An 18,857-nucleotide genomic window follows, 5' to 3' on the forward strand; every position below is an offset into this window, starting at 1 on the left:
GTAGATCGACGCGCCTGCGGCGACGGGTGCGGTGACGGTTGAGAAGACCGAGAGCACCTTCTGGACCTCGGTGAAGGGGGCGTTGGAGACGTAGACGAGGTCGCGGTTGCGCATGCGGAAGGCCTGGGTGAGGAACAGGCTGTTGGGGTCGCGCATGTTGATCCGGTAGACCACCGGCACCAGGGGGGTGCCGAGGAGCGGGCTGCCGGGCTTGAGGCGGCGGACCACGGCGGCCGGCTCGAACCGGAAGATGAAGGTGCCGGCGGGATCGGCCTGGAAGTCGGACAGGCCGCGCGACTTGGCCAGCGCCTGGGCCAGGGTGATGCCCTCCGCCTGGAACGGGATCTCGGTGGAATTGCCGAGGGCCCCGACGGCCAGGAAGGTCTGGGGATCGCGCACCAGGGTCAGCACGTCGCTCGGCCGCAGGAAGATGTTTTCGCGGGGGTTCGACACGATGGTGGTGAGCGGCACCGTGGCGGTGAGGGTGCCGCGCGAGAGCCGGACGAAGGTCTCGTTGACGGGCGCCTTCACGCCGCCGGCGGTGGCGACCACGTCGAGGAGGCGGTCGCCCTTGCCCGACAGGGGCACGCGGGCGCCGCCCACGGCCTCGCCCGAGACGGTGACGCTCTGCGAGATCGGCTTGGTGACGGAGACGAGGACCTGGGGCTGGATCGCCTTGCCGGCGAGTTCGGTCTCGATGAGGGACTGGACGTCCTGGGGCCGGCGGCCGGCGACCTGGATGCGCCCGGCATACGGCACCGAGATGGCGCCGTCGCGCGAGACCACCTGCTCGGGGATGAGGGCGGATTTGGAGCCGGCGGAGAAGCGGTCGGCGGACAGCGCCCCGGAGAACAGGCCGCCGGAGCCGGCCTCCCACACGGAGACGGCGACGAAATCGCCGACGCCGATGACGGGCTCCAGGGACGGGCGGTGGTCGCCGAAGGAGGCGAGCAGGCTGTCGAGGGGCCGTCCGCGCAGGGCCTCGACGGTGGCGGCGGTGAGATCGACGAGTTCGTAGCGCGCGAAGGTGCCCTCGCTGGTCGAGACGTCGGCCCCGTCCACGATGGCGCCCGTCGTCGGACCCGCACCGGGAAGGATCGAGGAACANGAGTTCGTAGCGCGCGAAGGTGCCCTCGCTGGTCGAGACGTCGGCCCCGTCCACGATGGCGCCCGTCGTCGGACCCGCACCGGGAAGGATCGAGGAACAACCGGACACGAGGCATGCCGTCAGGGCTGCGAGAGCCGCTGTGCGAACCATTCACTCTTCTCCTGGCCGGCCCGAAGCGCGGTGCGGTCCGGTGGGGCTTCCCGACGTCGCGCCGGGGCTCGACCGCGGCACGGTCACGGGCGGTTCGTCATCCCTATGGGCCAAACGCTGCCATAAGCTTAACGGATCGTTGCTGCGCGCGGCTGGGGGTCCAGCCGGCCCGGACCCCTCGGCCCACAATGCGTCATGACGGTGGCATGGCCACGCTTGGAGCAACGCTGGGGGCCACGCTCGGACCGCCGGAGACCTCCGCGCGCAGCTGCCGCCCGAGGGCGTCGGCCGTGAGATCGACCCGGATCGGGGTTGCGGGGACGGTCCCCCCGAAATGCAGGACCGCGTAATCCGTGGCGGTGCCGCCGAAGCCCGGGCGGCAACCCGGCAGGGACGGGGCGTGGTCGCCGAACACGCAGAGCGTCGCGGGCAGACCCTCCAGGCCGGCGATGAGCCGTTCCACTGCCTCCCCCGTATGGGCGACGTGGTGGAGGTACTGCGCGTGCGGATCGTCGAGGCCGGGCAGGCGTCCGGGCTTCCACGGCCCATGGTTCTCCATGGTGACGCAGAACAGGAACAGGGGGGTTCGGCGCGCCGCGACCTCGGACAGCACCCGCTCGGCCAGGGGGATATCTCCGACATAGGGTCCGACGCGGGGGGCGCCGGCGAACGCTTCCTCCATGACGAGGCGGTCGAAGCCGAGGCGCCTCACCACCGCCGCGCGGTTGAAGAAGTCGCGGTGAAAGGGATGGACGAACACGGTCTCGAAGCCGGTGCGGCGGGCGAGGCCGGCCAGACTCGTCGGCTCGGCGCCGCCATGAGTCAGGTAGGGGTCGAACAATCCGAAGCCGAGGTCTTCGGCGTCCCTGCCGGTGAGCACCGCGTGCTCGGTCCGCATGGTGTAGGCGCCGTGGGCCGGCACCCGCAGGCGGCCGTACCGGGTCGCGCGGGCGCGGAGGATCTCCATCAGCGGCAGGGGCGGCCCACCGAGGCGCACGGGATCGACGAAGGATTCGAGCTGGACCACGACGACGACACGGTCCGGCGCCCCCGCCGTCGGATTGCCGGGGGCACGCGTCGGCGGGGTAGCCATGTCCGCAGGCGGTGACATTTCGGCGTGGGGCCCGTGCCGACCGTGCGACGCGCGAAGCGGATCGGCCGTCATGGGGGGCTCTGAACTCGGAAGAGCGTCCGCCCGCTGGCTCCGCCAGCGCGCCGCATAGGCCAGGATCGTCGCCGGCAGGCCGTACCGGGCGATGTCCGCCTCCAGGGCCGGCACGGGGAAGCGCGCGGCGAGCCGGCGACCGAGGGCGCCGTGGCCGGCCATCCGCGCCAGGGTCCAGAGGGCCAGGGGCAGGGCGAACACCGCCAGCACCGCGACGCTGGGCTCGTGCGGCAGGGCCGCGGATTCGATCCCGTACCAGAGGGCGACGGCGAAAAAACTCGCCAGGATTGGGCCGGCCATCCTCGGGTCGGTGAGCGGTCGGGTGTAGTAGAGCTCCGGATGGCGCGGGACCTGCCGCAGGAGGGCGAAGTCGCTGAACACCAGTGGCTCGCCGATGACGCCGCGCTTCAACCGGCTGACGAGGGCGAGGATTGCGACGGTGAGCACGCAGGAGAACGCGGCCAGCCACGGCCGCCACGAGAACGCGAACCAGAACGCGGCCAGGAGCGCGTAGGCGCAGAGCCGCACGGCGAGGTCGCCGGGCCGCCGGCCGATGGGACGCACGCCGCGCCCGTCGAACGCCTCGATGGCGAGGCTGAGGGCTAGGGCGATGACGAGGGCCGTGAGGATCAAGCCGGGTCCGCCTTGTCTGGAGTTTTCGGGACCGGGGAGACATCCTGCGCCCCCGGCCCGACGCCGCGCCGGGCGCGCAAGGCCCGGACGATGGGGTTGAGGACGGCGTAGCGCGCCCGCATGGCCAGGAGGGTGCGCCGGCTGAGGGCGAGGGTGGAGGGCGCGGCGGCGTCGCGCTCCGCGCTCAGGCGGTCGAGGAGCTGCTCGGCTGAGCACGGCTTCATCGCCACGGGGTCGAGGTAGAGCGGATAGAGCAGCAGGGTCCCAGCCACCAACTCGTCGAGGGCGAGGCGGCGGCCGCGATCGGCGTTCGGCGCCAGGTCCTCGGTGAGGCCCCAGCCGGAGTAGAACGGCCGACCGTGCACCGCCACGGTCAGGCCCCGGATCAGGGCCTCGAAGCCGGCGAGCGACGTCATGGTCTCGACGTGATGGGCCCGGTCGAGGAGGTCGACGATGGAGAGGCCGCCGACGATGCGGTCGGCGAGCGCCAGGGCCTCGGCCTCCGGGATCTTGCCTGGCCGGAAGCCGGCCTCGACGTCGGGGTGCGGCTTGTAGAGCAGGAAGGCGTCGGGGTTGCGGGCACGGGCTGCCGCCAGGAGGGCGCGGTTCGAGCGCACCACGGGCGAGCCGTGCCGCACGGAGGCGTCGTCCTCCACCTGCCCCGGCACCAGGACGATGCGGCGGTCCTTCGGCCACGACCCGGATTCGTCCGACAGGCCGACATTGTACTTCGTCAGGCGCCGTTCGACGACGAGGCGGCGCAGGGCCTCGGCCCGCGCGACGAGGTCGGGCGGAAAGGCGGCGGTCTTCAGGATGCGCGCAAGCCGGCTGTCCCGGCGCGGGTCGTAATAAATGCCGGAATCGTCGACCACGATGGAGGCGCCGGGCTGCAGGCTGGCCCCCAGCCCGACGGAGCGCAGGAATCCGTCCTCGACCCGCCACAGGGGCAGGCCGGCCTCGGCGCAGAGGGCTTCCAGGCGCTCGGGCATCCGCGTCGCCCAGGCCAGCACCCGCGCGCCGGGCGGGGCGAGGCGGACCGCCTCCTCGGCCGCCATGGCGTGGATCGGAGGGCCGAACGGGCCGGTGGTGAAGGCGTCGAGGCCGGGCCGCTTCCAGCGCGAGATGCCGACGAGCACCGTCGGCCGGTCGTTGTCGCGAAAGCGCGCCCGCAGCCACGCGACCTTGTCGAGGCACGCGTCCCGGGCGATGGGCGCCCGGGTCCAGGGATCGAACCAGTGGAGGCCGGCGCCGTAAGCGTCATCGAGAGACGCCGGCCCGTCGGCCTCGACGGCCCCGGCGCCGGAAAGCCGCGCCGTGCAGGCGCTCGCCGCGTCCGAGGCGAAGACCCGCGCGGCGCGGGCGCACGCGGCCCAGGGATCGATGGGCTCACGGACCACCCGCAGGCGCGGCGCTGCGAGGCCGAGTTCCTGACATCCTTCGGGACTGCACACCGTGAAGTCCGTCTCCGGGTGACGTCTCAGCACCCGCGCCACGAAGGCCCGGTTGCGGGCTGGGGTGGCCGCGGCGTTGAGGAGGATCAGCGCCGGTCGGTCCGCCCCATCGAACTCACGCGATGGGAAGGCCGATGGAGAACGCATCGACGGAGCCGTTGCTTCGGCGTGAAGCGCGACGGGCTCCTTCTCCTGGAAGGACAGGGTTGGGGTGAGGTGTGGGACATCTCCGGAAGACCCACACACCTCACCCTGTCCCTCTCCTTCCAGGAGAGGGGACCCGTGCCGCCCGCGAGAGCTCCCGGCTGGGCCATCGCCTCCGGCCCCCGCCGGAAACCGGTTGCGACCGTGTAGGCGCAGGTGTGTCAGCTGATCGATCAGGGTTGAATCGGCTGGTATGCCGCCCATCGGTACGCCGTCGAGGGTCAGGCGCAGGCTCGCCATCCCCGTGGCGGGCGTGTCGTAGGGGCTGAGAATCGGTCCTGGCGCGACCGTGAGCACCGGCCGCCCGAGTCGGCTCAAGGTGGCGGCCGTGACGCCGTCCGCACCCCAGACGACCGCGACGGCGCCGGGCCGGAACGGGTGGGCGAACGCGCTGCCCGTCGCCGCCGCGACCTGCGTGCGCAGGGCCCGGATGGTCCGGCCGGTGGAGAACAGGGAGGGCGGCGGGCTCGGGCGCATGAACGGTTCGACCAACACGGGAGGGCCGCTGCGTCCGGCCCGGTGCTGCTGGCTCTAGAGCATCGGCCCGGAAAGGGGGACCCGGTTTTCGGCGAACGCGGTTCGGGCGGATGTCGGAGCGGCTCGGACGATCCGCCGTGGCCGGCGGCTCATGACGATCGAAAGTGGCCTTCGGGTCACACGGATTAAAATTCGTTTTGCGCAACCATGCCTTAAGATTGCTGCCTTTGAACCGCTATGCGACGTCTTCGCTCGTGACATTCGCCCGGTCTCCGGGCTTCAGGACCCCGCGCCTCGGAATGCTACAACCCCGCGCCCCCGCGCATCGCGACGGACCCGCCACGTTCCTGTTCCTGCAGGGCGTCGCCTCTCCGTTCTTCTCCGATCTCGGGCGCACCCTCGAAGAGCGCGGCCACCGGGTCCGGCGGATCAACTTCTCGTCCGGCGACTGGTTGTTCTGGCGCCTGCCCGCCGACAATTATCGCGGGTCGTTCGAGCACTGGGGGGGCCATGTCGCCGACTACATCGCCCGCCACGGGATCACCGACATCGTCCTGTTCGGCGATTGCCGGCCCTATCACGTCGCCGCCCGCGCCGCGGCCGAGCCGTCGGGCGTGCGCCTGCACGTGTTCGAGGAAGGCTATCTCCGGCCGAACTGGATCACCTGCGAACTCGGTGGCGTGAACGGCCATTCGTCCCTGCCGAAGACCGCTGCCGAGATCCGCGCCGTGGCCCGGCGCCTGCCGCAGCCGGGGCGCGCCATGCCGTCGAGCGGCGACATGGCCCGGCGCAGCCTGTGGGATGTCGCCTACAACATCGCCAATTTCGGCTTCCCGTACTTCTTCCCGCATTTCCGCAGCCACCGGCCCAACCACATCGCCGTGGAATATGCCGGCTGGATCAAGAAGTTCGCCCGGCGGGCCCATACGCGGCGCGAGGCGGCGCGGCTCAACGAGGCCTACACGGCGGTGGGGGTCGACTACTTCCTGCTGCCGCTCCAGCTCGACAGCGACTACCAGATCCGCGTCCACTCCCCCTTCCTCGGGGTCGAGGCGTTCATGGACCGGGTGATCGCGTCCTTCGCCGCCCATTCGGAAGCGCCGACGCGCCTCCTGATCAAGCTCCACCCCCTCGACAGCGGCCTCATCAACTGGCGCAAGTACGCCCGGCACTCGGCCAAGCGCCACGGGGTTAACGACCGCCTCGACATGATCGACGGCGGCGACCTGCCGAGCCTGATCTCCGGCAGCCGCGGCGTCGTCCTCGTCAACAGCACCGTCGGCATGCTGTCCCTCGAACTCGGCCGCCCGACCCTCGCCACCGGCGAGGCGATCTACAACCTGCCCGGCCTCACCCATCCGGGCGGCCTCAACACGTTCTGGACCGCCCCCGTGGCGCCGGATGCCGACCTCATGCGGGATTTCCGCCGGGTCGTCCTGCACCGGACCCAGGTCAATGGCGGGTTCTTCTCCCGCGAGGCCATCGCCCGGGCCGTGGCCGGCACGATCCCGCGCCTGGAGGCGACCCTCCCGGCCGCGGCGCTGGCCGCCGCCCAGGCCGGCCGCGCCGAGGCCGGCGACGCCCAGGACCTCGCCCCGGTCTACTGAAGCCCGGCGGCATTCCCTTTTCCCAAGATCGACAGATCCGATGCCCGTCATCCTCATCACCGGCGCGTCGAGCGGCATCGGCGCGGCGCTCGCCCGCCATTATGCGGCGCCCGCCGTCACCCTCGTGCTGCACGGCCGCGACGCCGCCCGCCTGGACGCCGTGGCCGAATCCTGCCGCGCCAGGGGGGCGACGGTGGAGACCGAGCGCCTCGACGTGCGCGACCGGGCCGGCATCGCCGCCTGGCTCGCCGCCACGCACGCCGCCCACCCCCTCGACCTCGTCGTCGTCAACGCGGCCATCAACGGCGGCGACCCCGGCGGCGACGTCGAGACCGCCGCCATGGCGTTCGAGACCGTGGCGGTGAACCTCGACGGGGCGCTGAACGTCGCCCTCCCCTGCGTCGACCTCATGCGCGCGCGGGGCGCCGGACAGATCGCCCTGGTCTCGTCGCTGGCCGCCTTCGCGCCGCTCCCAGACGCCCCGGCCTACAGCGGCACCAAGGCGGCGCTCCTGGCCCATGGGCTCGCCCTGCGGGAGAAGCTGAAGCCCCACGGGGTGAAGGTGAACGTGGTGACGCCGGGCTACGTCCGCACCGCCATGGGCGGCGAGTACCAGGGCTGGCGCCCCATGGAGATCGAGGCGGCCGACGCCGCCGCCCGCATCGCCAGGGGGTTGGCGCGCGACCGGGACATCGTCGCCTTCCCGTGGATCATCGCGGCTTTGGCCCGGGGCTCCGCCCTCCTGCCCGAATCCCTGCGCCGCCTCGGCATGAGCGGGTTCAAGTTCAAGATCCGGACCGGCCGGTGAGCCGCCCCCGCCTCGCCCTGTTCGTCCTCGAGGCCCTGCCGAACGCGCGGGCCGTGCGCCGGTTCGTCACCGAGCACGCCGCCGACATCGCCTTCGTCGGCCTGTCCAACGCCGAGCGTCCGAGCTCGGGGGGGCTCGTCGGACAGGTCCGACGGCACCTCGCCCGCTCCGGGCCGGCGATCCTGCCCTATCTCGGGGTGAATTTCGGCCTGCCCGACCTGCTCTCCCCCCTGTCCGGGCTGACCCGGCGCCTCTCGGGCGCGAAGGACGCCGCCACGGCGACGCCCCTGAAGGCCCTGTGTCACCGCCTCGGCATCCCGACCCTGAGGGTGGACGACGTGAACGGGGCGGAGGTCGCGGCCCTGTTCGCGCGCCACACGCCGGGTGCCATCGTCACCTTCCATTTCGACCAGATTCTTTCCGGCGCGACCTTGGCCCTGGCGCCCCTCGGGGGCGTCAACGTCCATCCGGGCCTGCTGCCGCGCCATCGCGGACCGGTGCCGACCATCCACGCCCTGGCCGAGCCCGAGCCCGCCTTCGGCGTCACGGTGCATCGCCTCGCCGTCACCATCGATGCCGGGGCAATTCTTTCGCAGGAGGCGGTGACGTTGCCCGCCGACACCACGGCGACGCGGGCCTCGGTGATCCTGCACGAGCACGGGCGGGTGCTGTTGGACCGCGTGCTGGCGCAACTGGCCGACGGCACGCTGCGGGAGGGCGAGACGCCCGCCATCCTGCCCTATTGCCCGTTCCCGGACCGGGCGCTGCTCGCAGACCTGCGCCGGCGCGGGCGCAAGCTTACGGATGTGCGGGATCTGGGCGAGGCCCTGGCGCTCAGCGCGCGGGCCTGACGTGGATGCGTCGTGCGCGTGCCCTCTCCCCTCTGCGGGAGAGGGTGGCCCGCGAAGCGGGTCGGGTGAGGGGAGCGACGGTTCCGGAGAGGTCGCCCCCTCTCCCGGGCGCTGCGCGACCACCCTCCCCCGCAGAGGGGGGAGGGACATGCACGCAGTGGTTCGGTGCTGATTTCTAACGCGAAAACTTCTTGTACTTCAGCTTCTTCGGCATCAGCGAATCGGTACCGAGGCGCCGCTTCTTGTCCTCTTCATAGTCCGAAAAATTGCCCTCGAACCACTCGACGTGGCTGTCGCCCTCGAAGGCGAGGATGTGGGTGGCGATGCGGTTGAGGAACCAGCGATCGTGGCTGATGATCACCGCGCAGCCGGCGTAATCCTCGAGGGCCTCTTCCAGCGCCCGCAGGGTCTCCATGTCGAGGTCGTTGGTCGGCTCGTCGAGGAGCAGCACGTTGGCGCCGCCCTTGAGGGTGCGGGCCAGATGCACGCGGTTGCGCTCGCCGCCCGAAAGCGTGCCGACCTTCTTCTGCTGGTCGGAGCCCTTGAAGGCGAAGGCGGCGCAGTAGGCCCGCGAATTGATCTCGCGCTTGTTGAAATAGATGATGTCGTTGCCGCCCGAGACCTCCTGCCAGACGGTGGCGCCGGGATCGAGGGCGTCGCGCGACTGGTCGACGTAGCCGAGGTGCACGGTCTCGCCGACGGAGATGGTGCCGCCGTCCGGCTTCTCGGAGCCGGTGATCATCTTGAACAGGGTCGTCTTGCCGGCGCCGTTGGGACCGATGACCCCGACGATGCCGCCGGGCGGCAGCTTGAACGACAGGTCCTCGATGAGCAGGCGGTCGCCGAACGCCTTGTTGAGGTGGTCGAACTCGATGACGTTGTTGCCGAGCCGCTCGTCGATGGGGATGACGATCTGCGCCGAGGCGTCGATCTTGTCGTTCTGCTTCGCCACGAGTTCGTCGTAGCGGGTGATGCGGGCCTTGGACTTCGACTGCCGAGCTTTCGGCGAGGCCGAGATCCACTCCTGCTCGCGGTTGATGGCGCGCTGGCGGGCCATGTCCTCGCGGCCTTCCTGGGCGAGGCGCTTCTGCTTCTGGATGAGCCAGGCCGAGTAGTTGCCCTCGTAGGGGTAGCCCCGGGTGCGGTCGAGCTCGAGAATCCAGCCGGTGACGTTGTCGAGGAAGTAGCGATCGTGGGTCACGATCAGGATCGCGCCGGGATACTGCTTGAGGTGGCCTTCGAGCCAGTTCACCGTCTCGGCGTCGAGGTGGTTGGTGGGCTCGTCCAGCAGCAGCAGCTCGGGCTCCCACAGGAGGAGCTTGCACAGGGCGACGCGGCGGCGCTCACCGCCCGACAGGGTGGCGACGGGCATCTCGTCGGTGGGGCAGCCCAGCGCCAGCATGGCCTGATCGACCTTGGAATCGAGCTCCCACAGGTTGCCCGCCTCGATCTTGTCCTGGAGGGCGGTCATCTCGTCCGCCGTCTCCTCGGAATAGTTCATGGCGAGCTCGTTGTAGCGGTCGAGGAGCGCCTGCTTCTCGGCGACGCCCTCCATGACGTTCTCGCGGACCGACTTGTTCGGATCGAGCTGCGGCTCCTGCGGCAGGTAGCCGACGCGGGCACCCTGCGCGACGAAGCCCTCGCCGGTCCATTCCGTGTCGATGCCGGCCATGATCTTCAGGAGCGTCGACTTGCCCGAGCCGTTGATGCCCAGCACGCCGATCTTGGCGTCCGGGTAGAACGACAGGTTGACGTTATCGAGGATCTTCTTGCCGCCGGTGTAGGTCTTGGTCAGACCCTTCATGTGGTAGATGAATTCGCGCGCCATGCCGGTGTCCTTGGGTGCTGGATCGGCGGCCCTCGCGGGCACGGCCGATGCCGAATGATGGGGTGCGCGGCCCCGCAGCGGCCCCTGGGGGAGCCGGCCGGGCCTCGCACGGTGCGCCGTCGCCGCCGGACGGCCCGGCCCTCGCCGTCGTCGAACCGCTCTGGGCCAATCGCTTCGCGTGATGAGTGTTGCGCCGGAGTATCAGGGCGGCGGCGGACCGGCAAGAAGATCGGGTGCGCGGCCGCGCGGCGTCAGGCGAAGGGGTTCTTCACCGTCTCGGCGCTTTTCGTCGTCTCGGGGACGGCTTCGGGCAGATCGGCCTGTGCCAGGGCCGCCACGATGGCGTTCACCGCCGCCTGGAGCGTGCGGGCCCGGTCCAGCCCGGCGCGATCCCGCGTCAGGTCGAGGGAGCCGTGCACGGCGATGCAGTCGGGACCGTTCTCCAGGGACAGGCCGCCGATGGTCTGAACGGCGGACGCGTCGGCGAAGGGCCGGAACACCGGCGGCGGCGTGTCGGACATGCGTGGTCCCTCCTAGAAGATCGCCCGCATCAGGTCGCGCCACAGGCGCCGGGCGAGGCGGTGGATCTGCTGCCTGGCCCAGGCCTCGAACGAGTCGGGTTCGCGGTTGCGCCCGTGGGGGGCCGCACCGGCCTCGTCGCCCCGCGAATAGGTGCGCGGCTCGGGCAGGTCCATGGCCCGGCGCTTCACCGAATCGGGAAGACCCGGAAACACGTCGAGTCCGGCCACGTCGCTCAGTTCGGCCAACGACACGGCGCGCCACTCCGCGTCGTCGCGGTTGGGCACGAGGTAGGCGCCCGCCTCCCCCCGCGCCGGGTCGTAGAGCGCCTTGAACAGCTGCGTCGGCACCAGGACCCGGCCGTTCATCGCCTGCACGCTGTCTCCGGCATAGACCGGCCCGGTGACGACGAAGACAGCGCCCCGCGCCGTGGCGAGACGTCGGACGCTCTCCTCGATCGCCGCCCACAGGCCGCGATTCACCGCCCGGTCCTGCGGCACGATGTTGGCCAGGGTGAAGGATTGTGCCTGCGCGGCCCCCGTCGGCATGTCGCCGGCCGGCGCCATGTGGCCCCGGTCGAACCCGCTCCGGACGTAATCCTCCAGGCGGGCGCGGTCGGAGGCGGGCAGGGCCTCCTCGTCGTGGAAGGCATCGACCCGGTCGACGCGCCGCGCCGCCGCCACGCTCGGCCGGGTCAGGTGCTCGGCGGCATAGACCGGCGTGCGCGACACGGCGGAGTAGAGCAGCGCGAAGGCATCGTAGCAGAGGGGCGTCGTCTCGCGCCGGAGCTTCGGGTTGACGAGGTCGGGGCGGCGCCCGTCCGCGAAGTGCTGCGGACAGGTCTGCGCCTGCGCCGACCCGGCGAGGAGGACGAGGAGCGCGACGGCGCGAATCAGAAGCACACCCGGACCTTGCGGGGGCCGGACGGCGTCTCGCGCCAGCGATAGGCGCAGGGTCGCCCGAGGCTGCCGATGAACGGGTGCACTTGGCGGTCGGCGGGGCCGGGACCGGCCTGCGGACGGCATGGCTGCCCATACGAACACGTAGACGTGAAGTCCATCCGGTCGACGGCCTGCGAGCGTCCGGTTTCCGCCGCGCCAACGCCCCCCGTCGGGAGTACGCAGGCAAAGGCAACACAGGTCGAACGCAGGTGGCGAATCATCCGGCGGGCGCTCATGATCTGCCTTCCTGCGTGCCGTCGAAATCGAACGCCCCGTTGATCGGCGGCGGCCGGGCGTTTAACTGCCGCCCTTACGCCGGACTGCTTCGCCTGTCATGGGGGGCCATCGACCGCCCCCGCCCCACGCGTGGCAAAGCCGGGCAATGACGTTATAAGTGCAGATTCAAGGGTCCCGGTTCAGTCCAGGGGCCGAGCCGTTGGGAAGGGGGTCCGGCGCCGTGAGTGGCGAGGGGCCAAGCCCGTTCGAGCGGTCACCAGCGAACCAACGGGTCAATGCCAGTGTCTTCAGCCAATTCCTCGATTCTGGACGGTCTGTCCGAGACCTCCGCCCTGCGCGCGTTGCCGGAGAGCGATCTTCCGGCGGTGGCGGAGGCCGTGCGGGCGGAGATGATCGANCAGTGCCCGCCCCTTCGGCGTGTCGCAGATTCGGTGTCACAGCAAAGCTCGATTCTGGACGGTCTGTCCGAGACCTCCGCCCTGCGCGCGTTGCCGGAGAGCGATCTTCCGGCGGTGGCGGAGGCCGTGCGGGCGGAGATGATCGAGGCGGTGTCGATCACCGGCGGGCATCTCGGCTCGGGSCTCGGCGTGGTCGAGCTCACCGTGGCGCTGCATCACGTGTTCGACACCCCCGACGACCGCATCGTCTGGGACGTCGGCCACCAGGCCTAYCCGCACAAGATYCTCACGGGCCGGCGCGACCGCATCCGGACGCTGCGGCAGCCCGGCGGCCTGTCGGGCTTCACCAAGCGCTCGGAGAGCGTCTACGACCCGTTCGGGGCCGCGCACTCGTCCACCTCGATCTCGGCGGCCCTGGGCATGGCGGTGGCCCGCGACCTCGACGTGGCSGAGGCCAAGGCCAAGGGCCAGCCGGCCCTCAAGCGCCGCAACATGATCGCGGTGATCGGCGACGGCTCCATGTCGGCCGGCATGGCCTACGAGGCCATGAACAACGCCGGCGCCCTGCACTCGCGCCTCATCGTCATCCTCAACGACAACGACATGTCCATCGCGCCCCCGGTGGGGGCCATGTCGGCCTACTTCGCGCGCCTGAGGAATACGCCCGCTCCCTGGTGGTGGGCGGCGGCACCATGTTCGAGGAGATGGGCTTCCACTACGTCGGCCCCATCGACGGGCACAACCTCGACCACCTGCTGCCGATCCTGAAGAACGTCCGCGACACCGAGCAGGGCCCGATCCTGCTCCACGTGGTSACCCGCAAGGGCAAGGGCTACGCCCCGGCCGAGGCCAGCGACGACCGCTACCACGGGGTGGTGAAGTTCGACGTGCTCTCGGGCGTGCAGGCCAAGGCCAAGCCCAACGCCCCGGCCTACACCCGCGTGTTCGGCGAGAGCCTGATCAAGGCGGCGGACGCCGACCCCAAGGTGGTGGCCATCACCGCSGCCATGCCCGGCGGCACCGGCATCGATCTSTTCGGCAAGGCCCATCCCGACAGGACCTTCGACGTCGGCATCGCCGAGCAGCACGCCGTGACCTTCGCGGGCGGTCTGGCGACGGAGGGCTACAAGCCGTTCGTGGCGATCTACTCGACCTTCCTGCAGCGGGCCTACGACCAGGTGGTGCACGACATCGCCCTGCAGAACCTGCCCGTGCGGTTCTGCCTGGACCGGGCCGGCCTCGTCGGCGCCGACGGCGCGACCCATGCSGGCGCCTTCGATCTGGCGTACCTGTGCTGCCTGCCGAACATGACCGTGATGGCGGCCTCCGACGAGGCCGAGCTCGTCCACATGGTGGCGACGGCCCACGCCCACGACAGCGGCCCCATTGCGCTCCGCTACCCGCGCGGCGAGGGCGTCGGCGTCGACCTGCCGGAGCGYGGCGAGGCGCTGCCCATCGGCAAGGGCCGCATGGTGCGCCGGCCCGAGGGCGCGCGGGTGGCGCTGCTGTCCCTGGGCACCCGTCTGTCGGAGGCCCTCAAGGCCGCCGACCTCCTCGAGGCCGAGGGCATCGCCGTCACCGTGGCCGATGCCCGCTTCGCCAAGCCCCTCGACGAAGCCATGATCCTCGACCTCGCCGCGACCCACGAGGTGCTGATCACCCTGGAAGAGGGCTCGGTGGGCGGCTTCGGCGCCATGGTGCTGCATCTCCTGGCCGAGAAGGGCGCGCTGGATGCCGGCCGCGTCCGGGTCCGGACCCTGACCCTGCCCGACACCTACCAGGACCACAATTCCCCCGACGCCATGTACCGCGAGGCCGGCCTCGACGCCGACTCCATCGCCGGAACCGTGCGCGACACCCTGCCAGAGCGGAAGGTCCGGGGCCCGGCCNCTCACTGCTGAGGGAAAAACTCAGCAGAAACTACCGAAGTCAGAAGCCATGATCCTCGACCTCGCCGCGACCCACGAGGTGCTGATCACCCTGGAAGAGGGCTCGGTGGGCGGCTTCGGCGCCATGGTGCTGCATCTCCTGGCCGAGAAGGGCGCCCTCGACGCCGGCCGCGTCCGGGTCCGGACCCTGACCCTGCCCGACACCTACCAGGACCACAATTCCCCCGACGCCATGTACCGCGAGGCCGGCCTCGACGCCGACTCCATCGCCGGAACCGTGCGCGACACCCTCCCCGAGCGGAAGGCCGGATCGAGCCGCCTTCGCCTCGCCTGACCGGCCCGTCCCCTTTCGCCTCGCACGGCCGGCGCGTGCGAGGCGGCCGGGGTGTGACCCGGCTGCGCTTGTCCGGCCTCCGTTTCGATGACAAAAGCGCGGGCCCGACGGGTCCGGTCCCGCCGGATTCGCCGCGCCTTCCAGCTTCCTGAACCCGCGAGAGAAATGCCACAGGCGACCCCCACCGGCCCCTTCGATGCCGGCCCGGTTCTCATCACCGGTGCGAGCGGTTTCCTGGGCGCCGCCCTCGTCGACGTGTTCCGCGACGCCGGATTCCGGGTCCGGATCATGGTGCGGGCGACCTCGCCGCGCACCAACCTGACCTGGACCGACGTCGAGGTGGTCGAGGGCGACATGCGCGACCGCGCGGCCGTGGCGGCGGCGCTCCAGGGGCAGCGCTACCTCGTCCACGCGGCTGCCGATTACCGCCTGTGGGCACCGGACCCGGAGGAGATCGTCGCGACCAACCGCGACGGCGCCGTGATCCTCATGGAAGAGGCCCTGCGTGCCGGGATCGAGCGAATCGTCTATACGTCGAGCGTCGCCACCATCAAGCCGCACGACGACGGCACCCCTGCCGACGAGACCCGGCCCCTCACCCCCGGCACCGCCATCGGCGCGTACAAGCGCAGCAAGGTCGTGTCCGAGCGCGTGGTCGAGGAGATGGCGGCCCGCAACGGCCTGCCCGTGGTCATCGTCAACCCGTCGACGCCCATCGGCCCCCGCGACGTGAAGCCGACGCCCACCGGCCGCATCATCCTGGAGGCGGCCCTGGGGCGGATGCCCGCCTTCGTCGATACCGGCCTCAACCTCGCCCACGTGGACGACGTCGCCTACGGTCACCTGCTGGCCCTGCGGAAGGGCCGCGTCGGCGAACGCTACATCCTCGGCGGCGAGAACGTGCTGCTGTCGCAGATGCTCGCCGACATCGCCGGCATGGTCGGCCGCAAGGCGCCGACGGTGAACCTGCCGCGCGCCGTGGTCTATCCGATCGCGTTCTTCTCCGAACAGGTCGCCCGCTTCACCGGCAAGGCGCCGTTCGCCACCATCGACGGCATCCGCATGTCGCGCTACCGCATGTTCTTCACCGACGCCAAGGCGCGGGCCGAGCTCGGCTACACCGCCCGCCCCTACCGGGAGGGCCTGTCCGACGCCATCGCGTGGTTCCGCCAGGAGGGCCGCCTCAAGTGAGCGCCACCCTGCAGACCGCCACGGAGGCCCGCTCCGGCAAGGGCCACAAGGACGAGAACTTCCCCGTCGCTTCGCACCTGATCCACCCGAAAAACCGGGGTGCGATCCTGGCGTTCTACGATTTCGTCCGGGCCGGCGACGATGTCGCCGACCACACCACGCTTCCATCCGAGCGCAAGATCGAGTTACTGGATGCCCTGGCCGCCGCGCTCACCGGCAAGGGTCCGTCCGACCCCGAGGCCGAGCCGCTCAAGCGCGAACTTTTCGCGAGGGGCCTGCCCGCCACCCACGCCCTGGAACTCCTCGACGCCTTCCGCCTCGACGCCGTAAAAACCCGCTACGCCGATTGGGACGAGCTCATCGCCTATTGCCGGCTCTCGGCCATGCCGGTGGGCCGCTACGTCCTCGACGTGCACGGCGAGGACCCGCGGGTGGTCTGGGGCCCGTCCGACGCCATCTGCGCGGCGCTCCAGATCATCAACCACCTGCAGGATTGCGGGAAGGATTTTGTTCGGAATGACCGGGTCTATCTCCCGCAAGAAACGCTGGAGAAGCACGGGGCGTCCGTGGTCGATCTGTCCGCCGCCAGGGCCTCGCCGGCGCTCCGTGCCGTGATCCGGGAGCTCGCCCACCGCACCATGGGCCTCCTCGACGAGGGGGCGGTGCTGCCCGACCTCATCGCGGATCTACGCCTCAGCCTCGAGATCGCGGCGATCCACCGCCTCGCGGTCGTGCTCTGTCGCGGCCTGATGGAGCGCGATCCGCTCTCGGAAAAGGTCCATCACGGCAAGGCGGCCTTCGCCCTGACGGCGCTGGGCGGCATCATGACGACCCTCGCCCGGCGTCCCCTGCGGGGCCGGACCCTGCGCCGCCATGCCCTCGGAGCGCACCCATGAGCGCCACCGCCACGCCCATGCCCGAGACGTCGCCCGTCGAGGCCCTGCCGGCGAAATCCTCGTCGTTCTACACGGCCATGCGGCTGCTGCCGAAGGACCGCCGCGAGGCCATGTACGCCGTCTACGCGTTCTGCCGCGCCGTCGACGACGTCGCCGACGACGGCGGTCCCGCCGAGATCCGCCGGGCCGAACTCCAGCGCTGGGGCGCCGACATCGACGCCCTCTACGCCGGCCGGCCCGTGCCCCGGGTACAGGACCTCGTGGTGCCGGTCCGGCGCTACGGCCTCCTGCGCGCGGACTTCCACGCGGTCATCGACGGCATGGCCATGGATGCGTTCGAGGACATCGTCGCCCCCGACGAGGCCACCCTCGACCTCTATTGCGACCGGGTCGCCAGCGCCGTTGGCCGCCTGTCCGTGCGCATCTTCGGGGTTCCCGAGGCCGAGGGCATCGCGCTCGCCCATCACGAGGGCCGCGCGCTCCAGCTCACCAACATCCTGCGCGACATCGACGAGGATGCCGAGCGCGGCCGCCTCTACCTCCCCTGCGAAAAACTTCTCGCCATCGGTCTGACCGACCCGACCCCGCAGGCGGCCATCGACCATCCCCGCATCGGCGAAGTCTGTGTCGCCCTCGCGGAAGAGGCGAAGGAGCATTATCGCCAGACCTGGGCGATCATCGCCCGCTGCCCGCGCAAGGTGACGAAGGCGCCCCGTCTCATGGCGGCGGCCTACCGGCTCTACCTCGACGCCGTGCTGGCGCGCGGCTGGGCCAGGCCCCGCGCCCGGGTGAAACCGGGCAAGGCCGCCCTCATCGCCGTCGCGTTGAAGCACGGAATCATCTGATGGCCGGCACCGTCCACGTCGTCGGCGCCGGGCTCGCCGGGCTCTCGGCCGCCGTCTCCCTGGTGGAAGCCGGCCGGCACGTGATCGTGCACGAGGCGGCCAAGCAGGCGGGGGGGCGCTGCCGCTCGTACTACGACCCGACCCTCGGGCTGACCATCGACAACGGCAATCACCTGCTCCTGTCGGGCAACACCTCGGCACTGGGCTTCATGAAGATCATCGGCGCCCCTGCCGACGCCCTGTCCGGCCCGGCGGAGGCCGAGTTCCCCTTCGCCGACCTGAAGACAGGCGAGCGCTGGACCCTGCGCCCCAATGCCGGACGGATTCCGTGGTGGGTGCTGCAGGCCTCGCGCCGGGTGCCGGGCACCAAGGCGTCCGACTACCTCGCGCCCCTCAAAATTCTCAAGGCCGCCGCCGGCAAGGCGCCGGGCCAGGGCGGCACCATCGGCGAGGCCATGGCCTGCGAGGGCCTGCTCTACGACCGCCTGTGGCACCCGGTCCTCATCGCGGCCCTCAACACCGAGCCGAAGGAGAGCGACGTCGGCCTCGCCGCGACGATCCTGCGCGAGACCCTCGGGGCCGGCGGCGCGGCGAGCCGTCCCCTCGTGGCCGTGGCCGGACTCTCGGCGGCCTTCGTCGATCCGGCCGTGACCTATCTGACACAGCGCGGCGCGGAACTGCGGTTCGGCCACCGCCTGCGCAGTCTGAGTTTCGGCGCGGACGACGTGACCGAACTCGTCTTCGGCGACGAAACCGTCACCCTCGGGGCGGACGATTCCCTCGTCCTCGCCCTGCCGCCCTGGGTGGCGGCGGACCTGATTCCGGGGCTGGCCGCGCCGCAGGCCTATCGCTCCATCGTCAATGCGCATTTCGCTGTGGTTCCGCCGGCGAACGCCCCGTTACTGCTCGGCGTGGTGAATGGACTGACGGAGTGGTTGTTCGCCTATCCCGATCGTCTGTCGGTGACCATCAGCGGCGCGGATCGGCTCCTCGACGTGCCGCGGGAAGACTTGGGACGACAGATCTGGGCCGAAATCTCGACTTTGTGCGGACTTGCGCCTGAACTGCCAAGCTGGCAGATCGTCAAGGAGAAGCGGGCGACCTTCGCGGCGACGCCCGCCGAGGCCGCGCGCCGTCCGGGCGCCGAGACGGTCCACCGCAATTGCGTCCTGGCAGGCGATTGGACCGCGACCGGCCTGCCATCGACGATCGAGGGCGCGATCCGGTCGGGAACGACCGCCGCGCACGCACTCGCACGCCCCACGGGCGGGTGCGCACGGACACGCGCGCGCGGCGCGGCCTGAGGTATGGCGGCGGCTCTGACG

General features: G+C 71.0%; 13 protein-coding genes and 2 pseudogenes. 9 read left to right on the forward strand and 6 right to left on the reverse strand.

Features of this window, described 5'->3' with window-relative positions:
* From ASF28_RS15065 to ASF28_RS23410, 3 genes are all read right to left on the reverse strand, one after another.
* Positions 1-1,098, reverse strand: a 1,098-nt coding sequence (locus ASF28_RS15065; protein ID WP_056095064.1) for a polysaccharide biosynthesis/export family protein, incomplete at its 3' end; no start/stop codon positions are given.
* A gap of 353 nt (positions 1,099-1,451) precedes the next feature.
* The gene (locus ASF28_RS15070; RefSeq protein ID WP_056094274.1) at positions 1,452-3,056 is read right to left on the reverse strand and encodes an LTA synthase family protein; all 1,605 of its coding nucleotides are present in this window, start codon (positions 3,054-3,056) and stop codon (positions 1,452-1,454) included.
* Entirely contained in the window at positions 3,053-4,654 is a 1,602-nt protein-coding gene (locus ASF28_RS23410; RefSeq protein ID WP_338011696.1) for a capsular polysaccharide export protein, LipB/KpsS family, read from the reverse strand. Before ASF28_RS23410 ends, ASF28_RS15070 begins: the two co-directional genes overlap by 4 nt.
* 833 nt (positions 4,655-5,487) lie before the next feature.
* Here ASF28_RS23410 and ASF28_RS15080 point away from each other — a divergent pair.
* The 3 genes from ASF28_RS15080 to ASF28_RS15090 are packed head-to-tail and all read left to right on the forward strand — an operon-like array spanning position 5,488 to position 8,454.
* Positions 5,488-6,795: a capsule biosynthesis protein gene (locus ASF28_RS15080; protein WP_056094276.1), complete on the forward strand. Its 1,308-nt coding sequence runs from the start codon at positions 5,488-5,490 to the stop codon at positions 6,793-6,795.
* 40 nt (positions 6,796-6,835) lie between these two features.
* Positions 6,836-7,603: an SDR family NAD(P)-dependent oxidoreductase gene (locus ASF28_RS15085; protein WP_056094279.1), complete on the forward strand. Its 768-nt coding sequence runs from the start codon at positions 6,836-6,838 to the stop codon at positions 7,601-7,603.
* On the forward strand, positions 7,600-8,454 hold the full coding sequence (locus ASF28_RS15090; RefSeq protein ID WP_056094282.1) for a formyltransferase family protein: 855 nt from the start codon (positions 7,600-7,602) through the stop codon (positions 8,452-8,454). The genes ASF28_RS15085 and ASF28_RS15090 overlap by 4 nt, the downstream gene beginning before the upstream one ends.
* Positions 8,455-8,629: 175 nt before the next feature.
* Here the strand turns inward: ASF28_RS15090 and ettA are convergent, their stop codons facing one another.
* The 3 genes from ettA to ASF28_RS15105 form a co-directional block, all read right to left on the reverse strand.
* Positions 8,630-10,282 carry an energy-dependent translational throttle protein EttA gene (gene ettA / locus ASF28_RS15095; protein WP_056094285.1) on the reverse strand — a complete coding sequence of 551 codons (1,653 nt, stop codon included), beginning with the start codon at positions 10,280-10,282 and terminating at the stop codon, positions 8,630-8,632.
* A 251-nt stretch (positions 10,283-10,533) separates the two neighbouring features.
* Positions 10,534-10,803: a hypothetical protein gene (locus tag ASF28_RS15100; protein WP_056094288.1), complete on the reverse strand. Its 270-nt coding sequence runs from the start codon at positions 10,801-10,803 to the stop codon at positions 10,534-10,536.
* Positions 10,804-10,815: 12 nt separating this feature from the next.
* Positions 10,816-11,694, reverse strand: coding sequence for a DNA/RNA non-specific endonuclease (locus tag ASF28_RS15105; RefSeq protein WP_443189743.1), 879 nt, complete (start codon positions 11,692-11,694; stop codon positions 10,816-10,818).
* A 737-nt stretch (positions 11,695-12,431) separates the two neighbouring features.
* Here ASF28_RS15105 and dxs point away from each other — a divergent pair.
* The 6 genes and pseudogenes from dxs to hpnE form a co-directional block, all read left to right on the forward strand.
* Positions 12,432-14,266: pseudogene (gene dxs / locus ASF28_RS15110) on the forward strand (1-deoxy-D-xylulose-5-phosphate synthase); the annotation flags it as partial.
* Position 14,267: 1 nt separating this feature from the next.
* Positions 14,268-14,600 (forward strand): annotated as a pseudogene (locus ASF28_RS15115) (transketolase C-terminal domain-containing protein); the annotation flags it as partial.
* 165 nt (positions 14,601-14,765) lie between these two features.
* A complete protein-coding gene (gene hpnA, locus ASF28_RS15120) occupies positions 14,766-15,791 on the forward strand; it encodes a hopanoid-associated sugar epimerase (RefSeq protein ID WP_056094294.1) in 1,026 nt (341 codons plus the stop codon).
* On the forward strand, positions 15,788-16,687 hold the full coding sequence (hpnC, locus tag ASF28_RS15125) for a squalene synthase HpnC (RefSeq protein ID WP_082476591.1): 900 nt from the start codon (positions 15,788-15,790) through the stop codon (positions 16,685-16,687). Before hpnA ends, hpnC begins: the two co-directional genes overlap by 4 nt.
* A complete protein-coding gene (gene hpnD / locus ASF28_RS15130; RefSeq protein WP_056094297.1) occupies positions 16,684-17,532 on the forward strand; it encodes a presqualene diphosphate synthase HpnD in 849 nt (282 codons plus the stop codon). Before hpnC ends, hpnD begins: the two co-directional genes overlap by 4 nt.
* Entirely contained in the window at positions 17,532-18,836 is a 1,305-nt protein-coding gene (gene hpnE / locus ASF28_RS15135; RefSeq protein WP_056094300.1) for a hydroxysqualene dehydroxylase HpnE, read from the forward strand. The genes hpnD and hpnE overlap by 1 nt, the downstream gene beginning before the upstream one ends.
* Positions 18,837-18,857: the final 21 nt, after the last annotated feature.

The organism is Methylobacterium sp. Leaf99, from assembly GCF_001422375.1.
In the GTDB taxonomy this organism is placed as follows: domain Bacteria; phylum Pseudomonadota; class Alphaproteobacteria; order Rhizobiales; family Beijerinckiaceae; genus Methylobacterium.

Bases quoted from the DNA above. Each gene is read 5' to 3' on its own strand.
- ASF28_RS23410 (WP_338011696.1), bottom strand. From the start codon at position 4,654: ATGCGTTCTCCATCGGCCTTCCCATCGCGTGAGTTCGATGGGGCGGAC.
- ASF28_RS15080 (WP_056094276.1), top strand. From the start codon at position 5,488: ATGCTACAACCCCGCGCCCCCGCGCATCGCGACGGACCCGCCACGTTC.
- ASF28_RS15085 (WP_056094279.1), top strand. From the start codon at position 6,836: ATGCCCGTCATCCTCATCACCGGCGCGTCGAGCGGCATCGGCGCGGCG.
- ettA (WP_056094285.1), bottom strand. From the start codon at position 10,282: ATGGCGCGCGAATTCATCTACCACATGAAGGGTCTGACCAAGACCTAC.
- ASF28_RS15100 (WP_056094288.1), bottom strand. From the start codon at position 10,803: ATGTCCGACACGCCGCCGCCGGTGTTCCGGCCCTTCGCCGACGCGTCC.
- hpnA (WP_056094294.1), top strand. From the start codon at position 14,766: ATGCCACAGGCGACCCCCACCGGCCCCTTCGATGCCGGCCCGGTTCTC.
- hpnD (WP_056094297.1), top strand. From the start codon at position 16,684: ATGAGCGCCACCGCCACGCCCATGCCCGAGACGTCGCCCGTCGAGGCC.
- hpnE (WP_056094300.1), top strand. From the start codon at position 17,532: ATGGCCGGCACCGTCCACGTCGTCGGCGCCGGGCTCGCCGGGCTCTCG.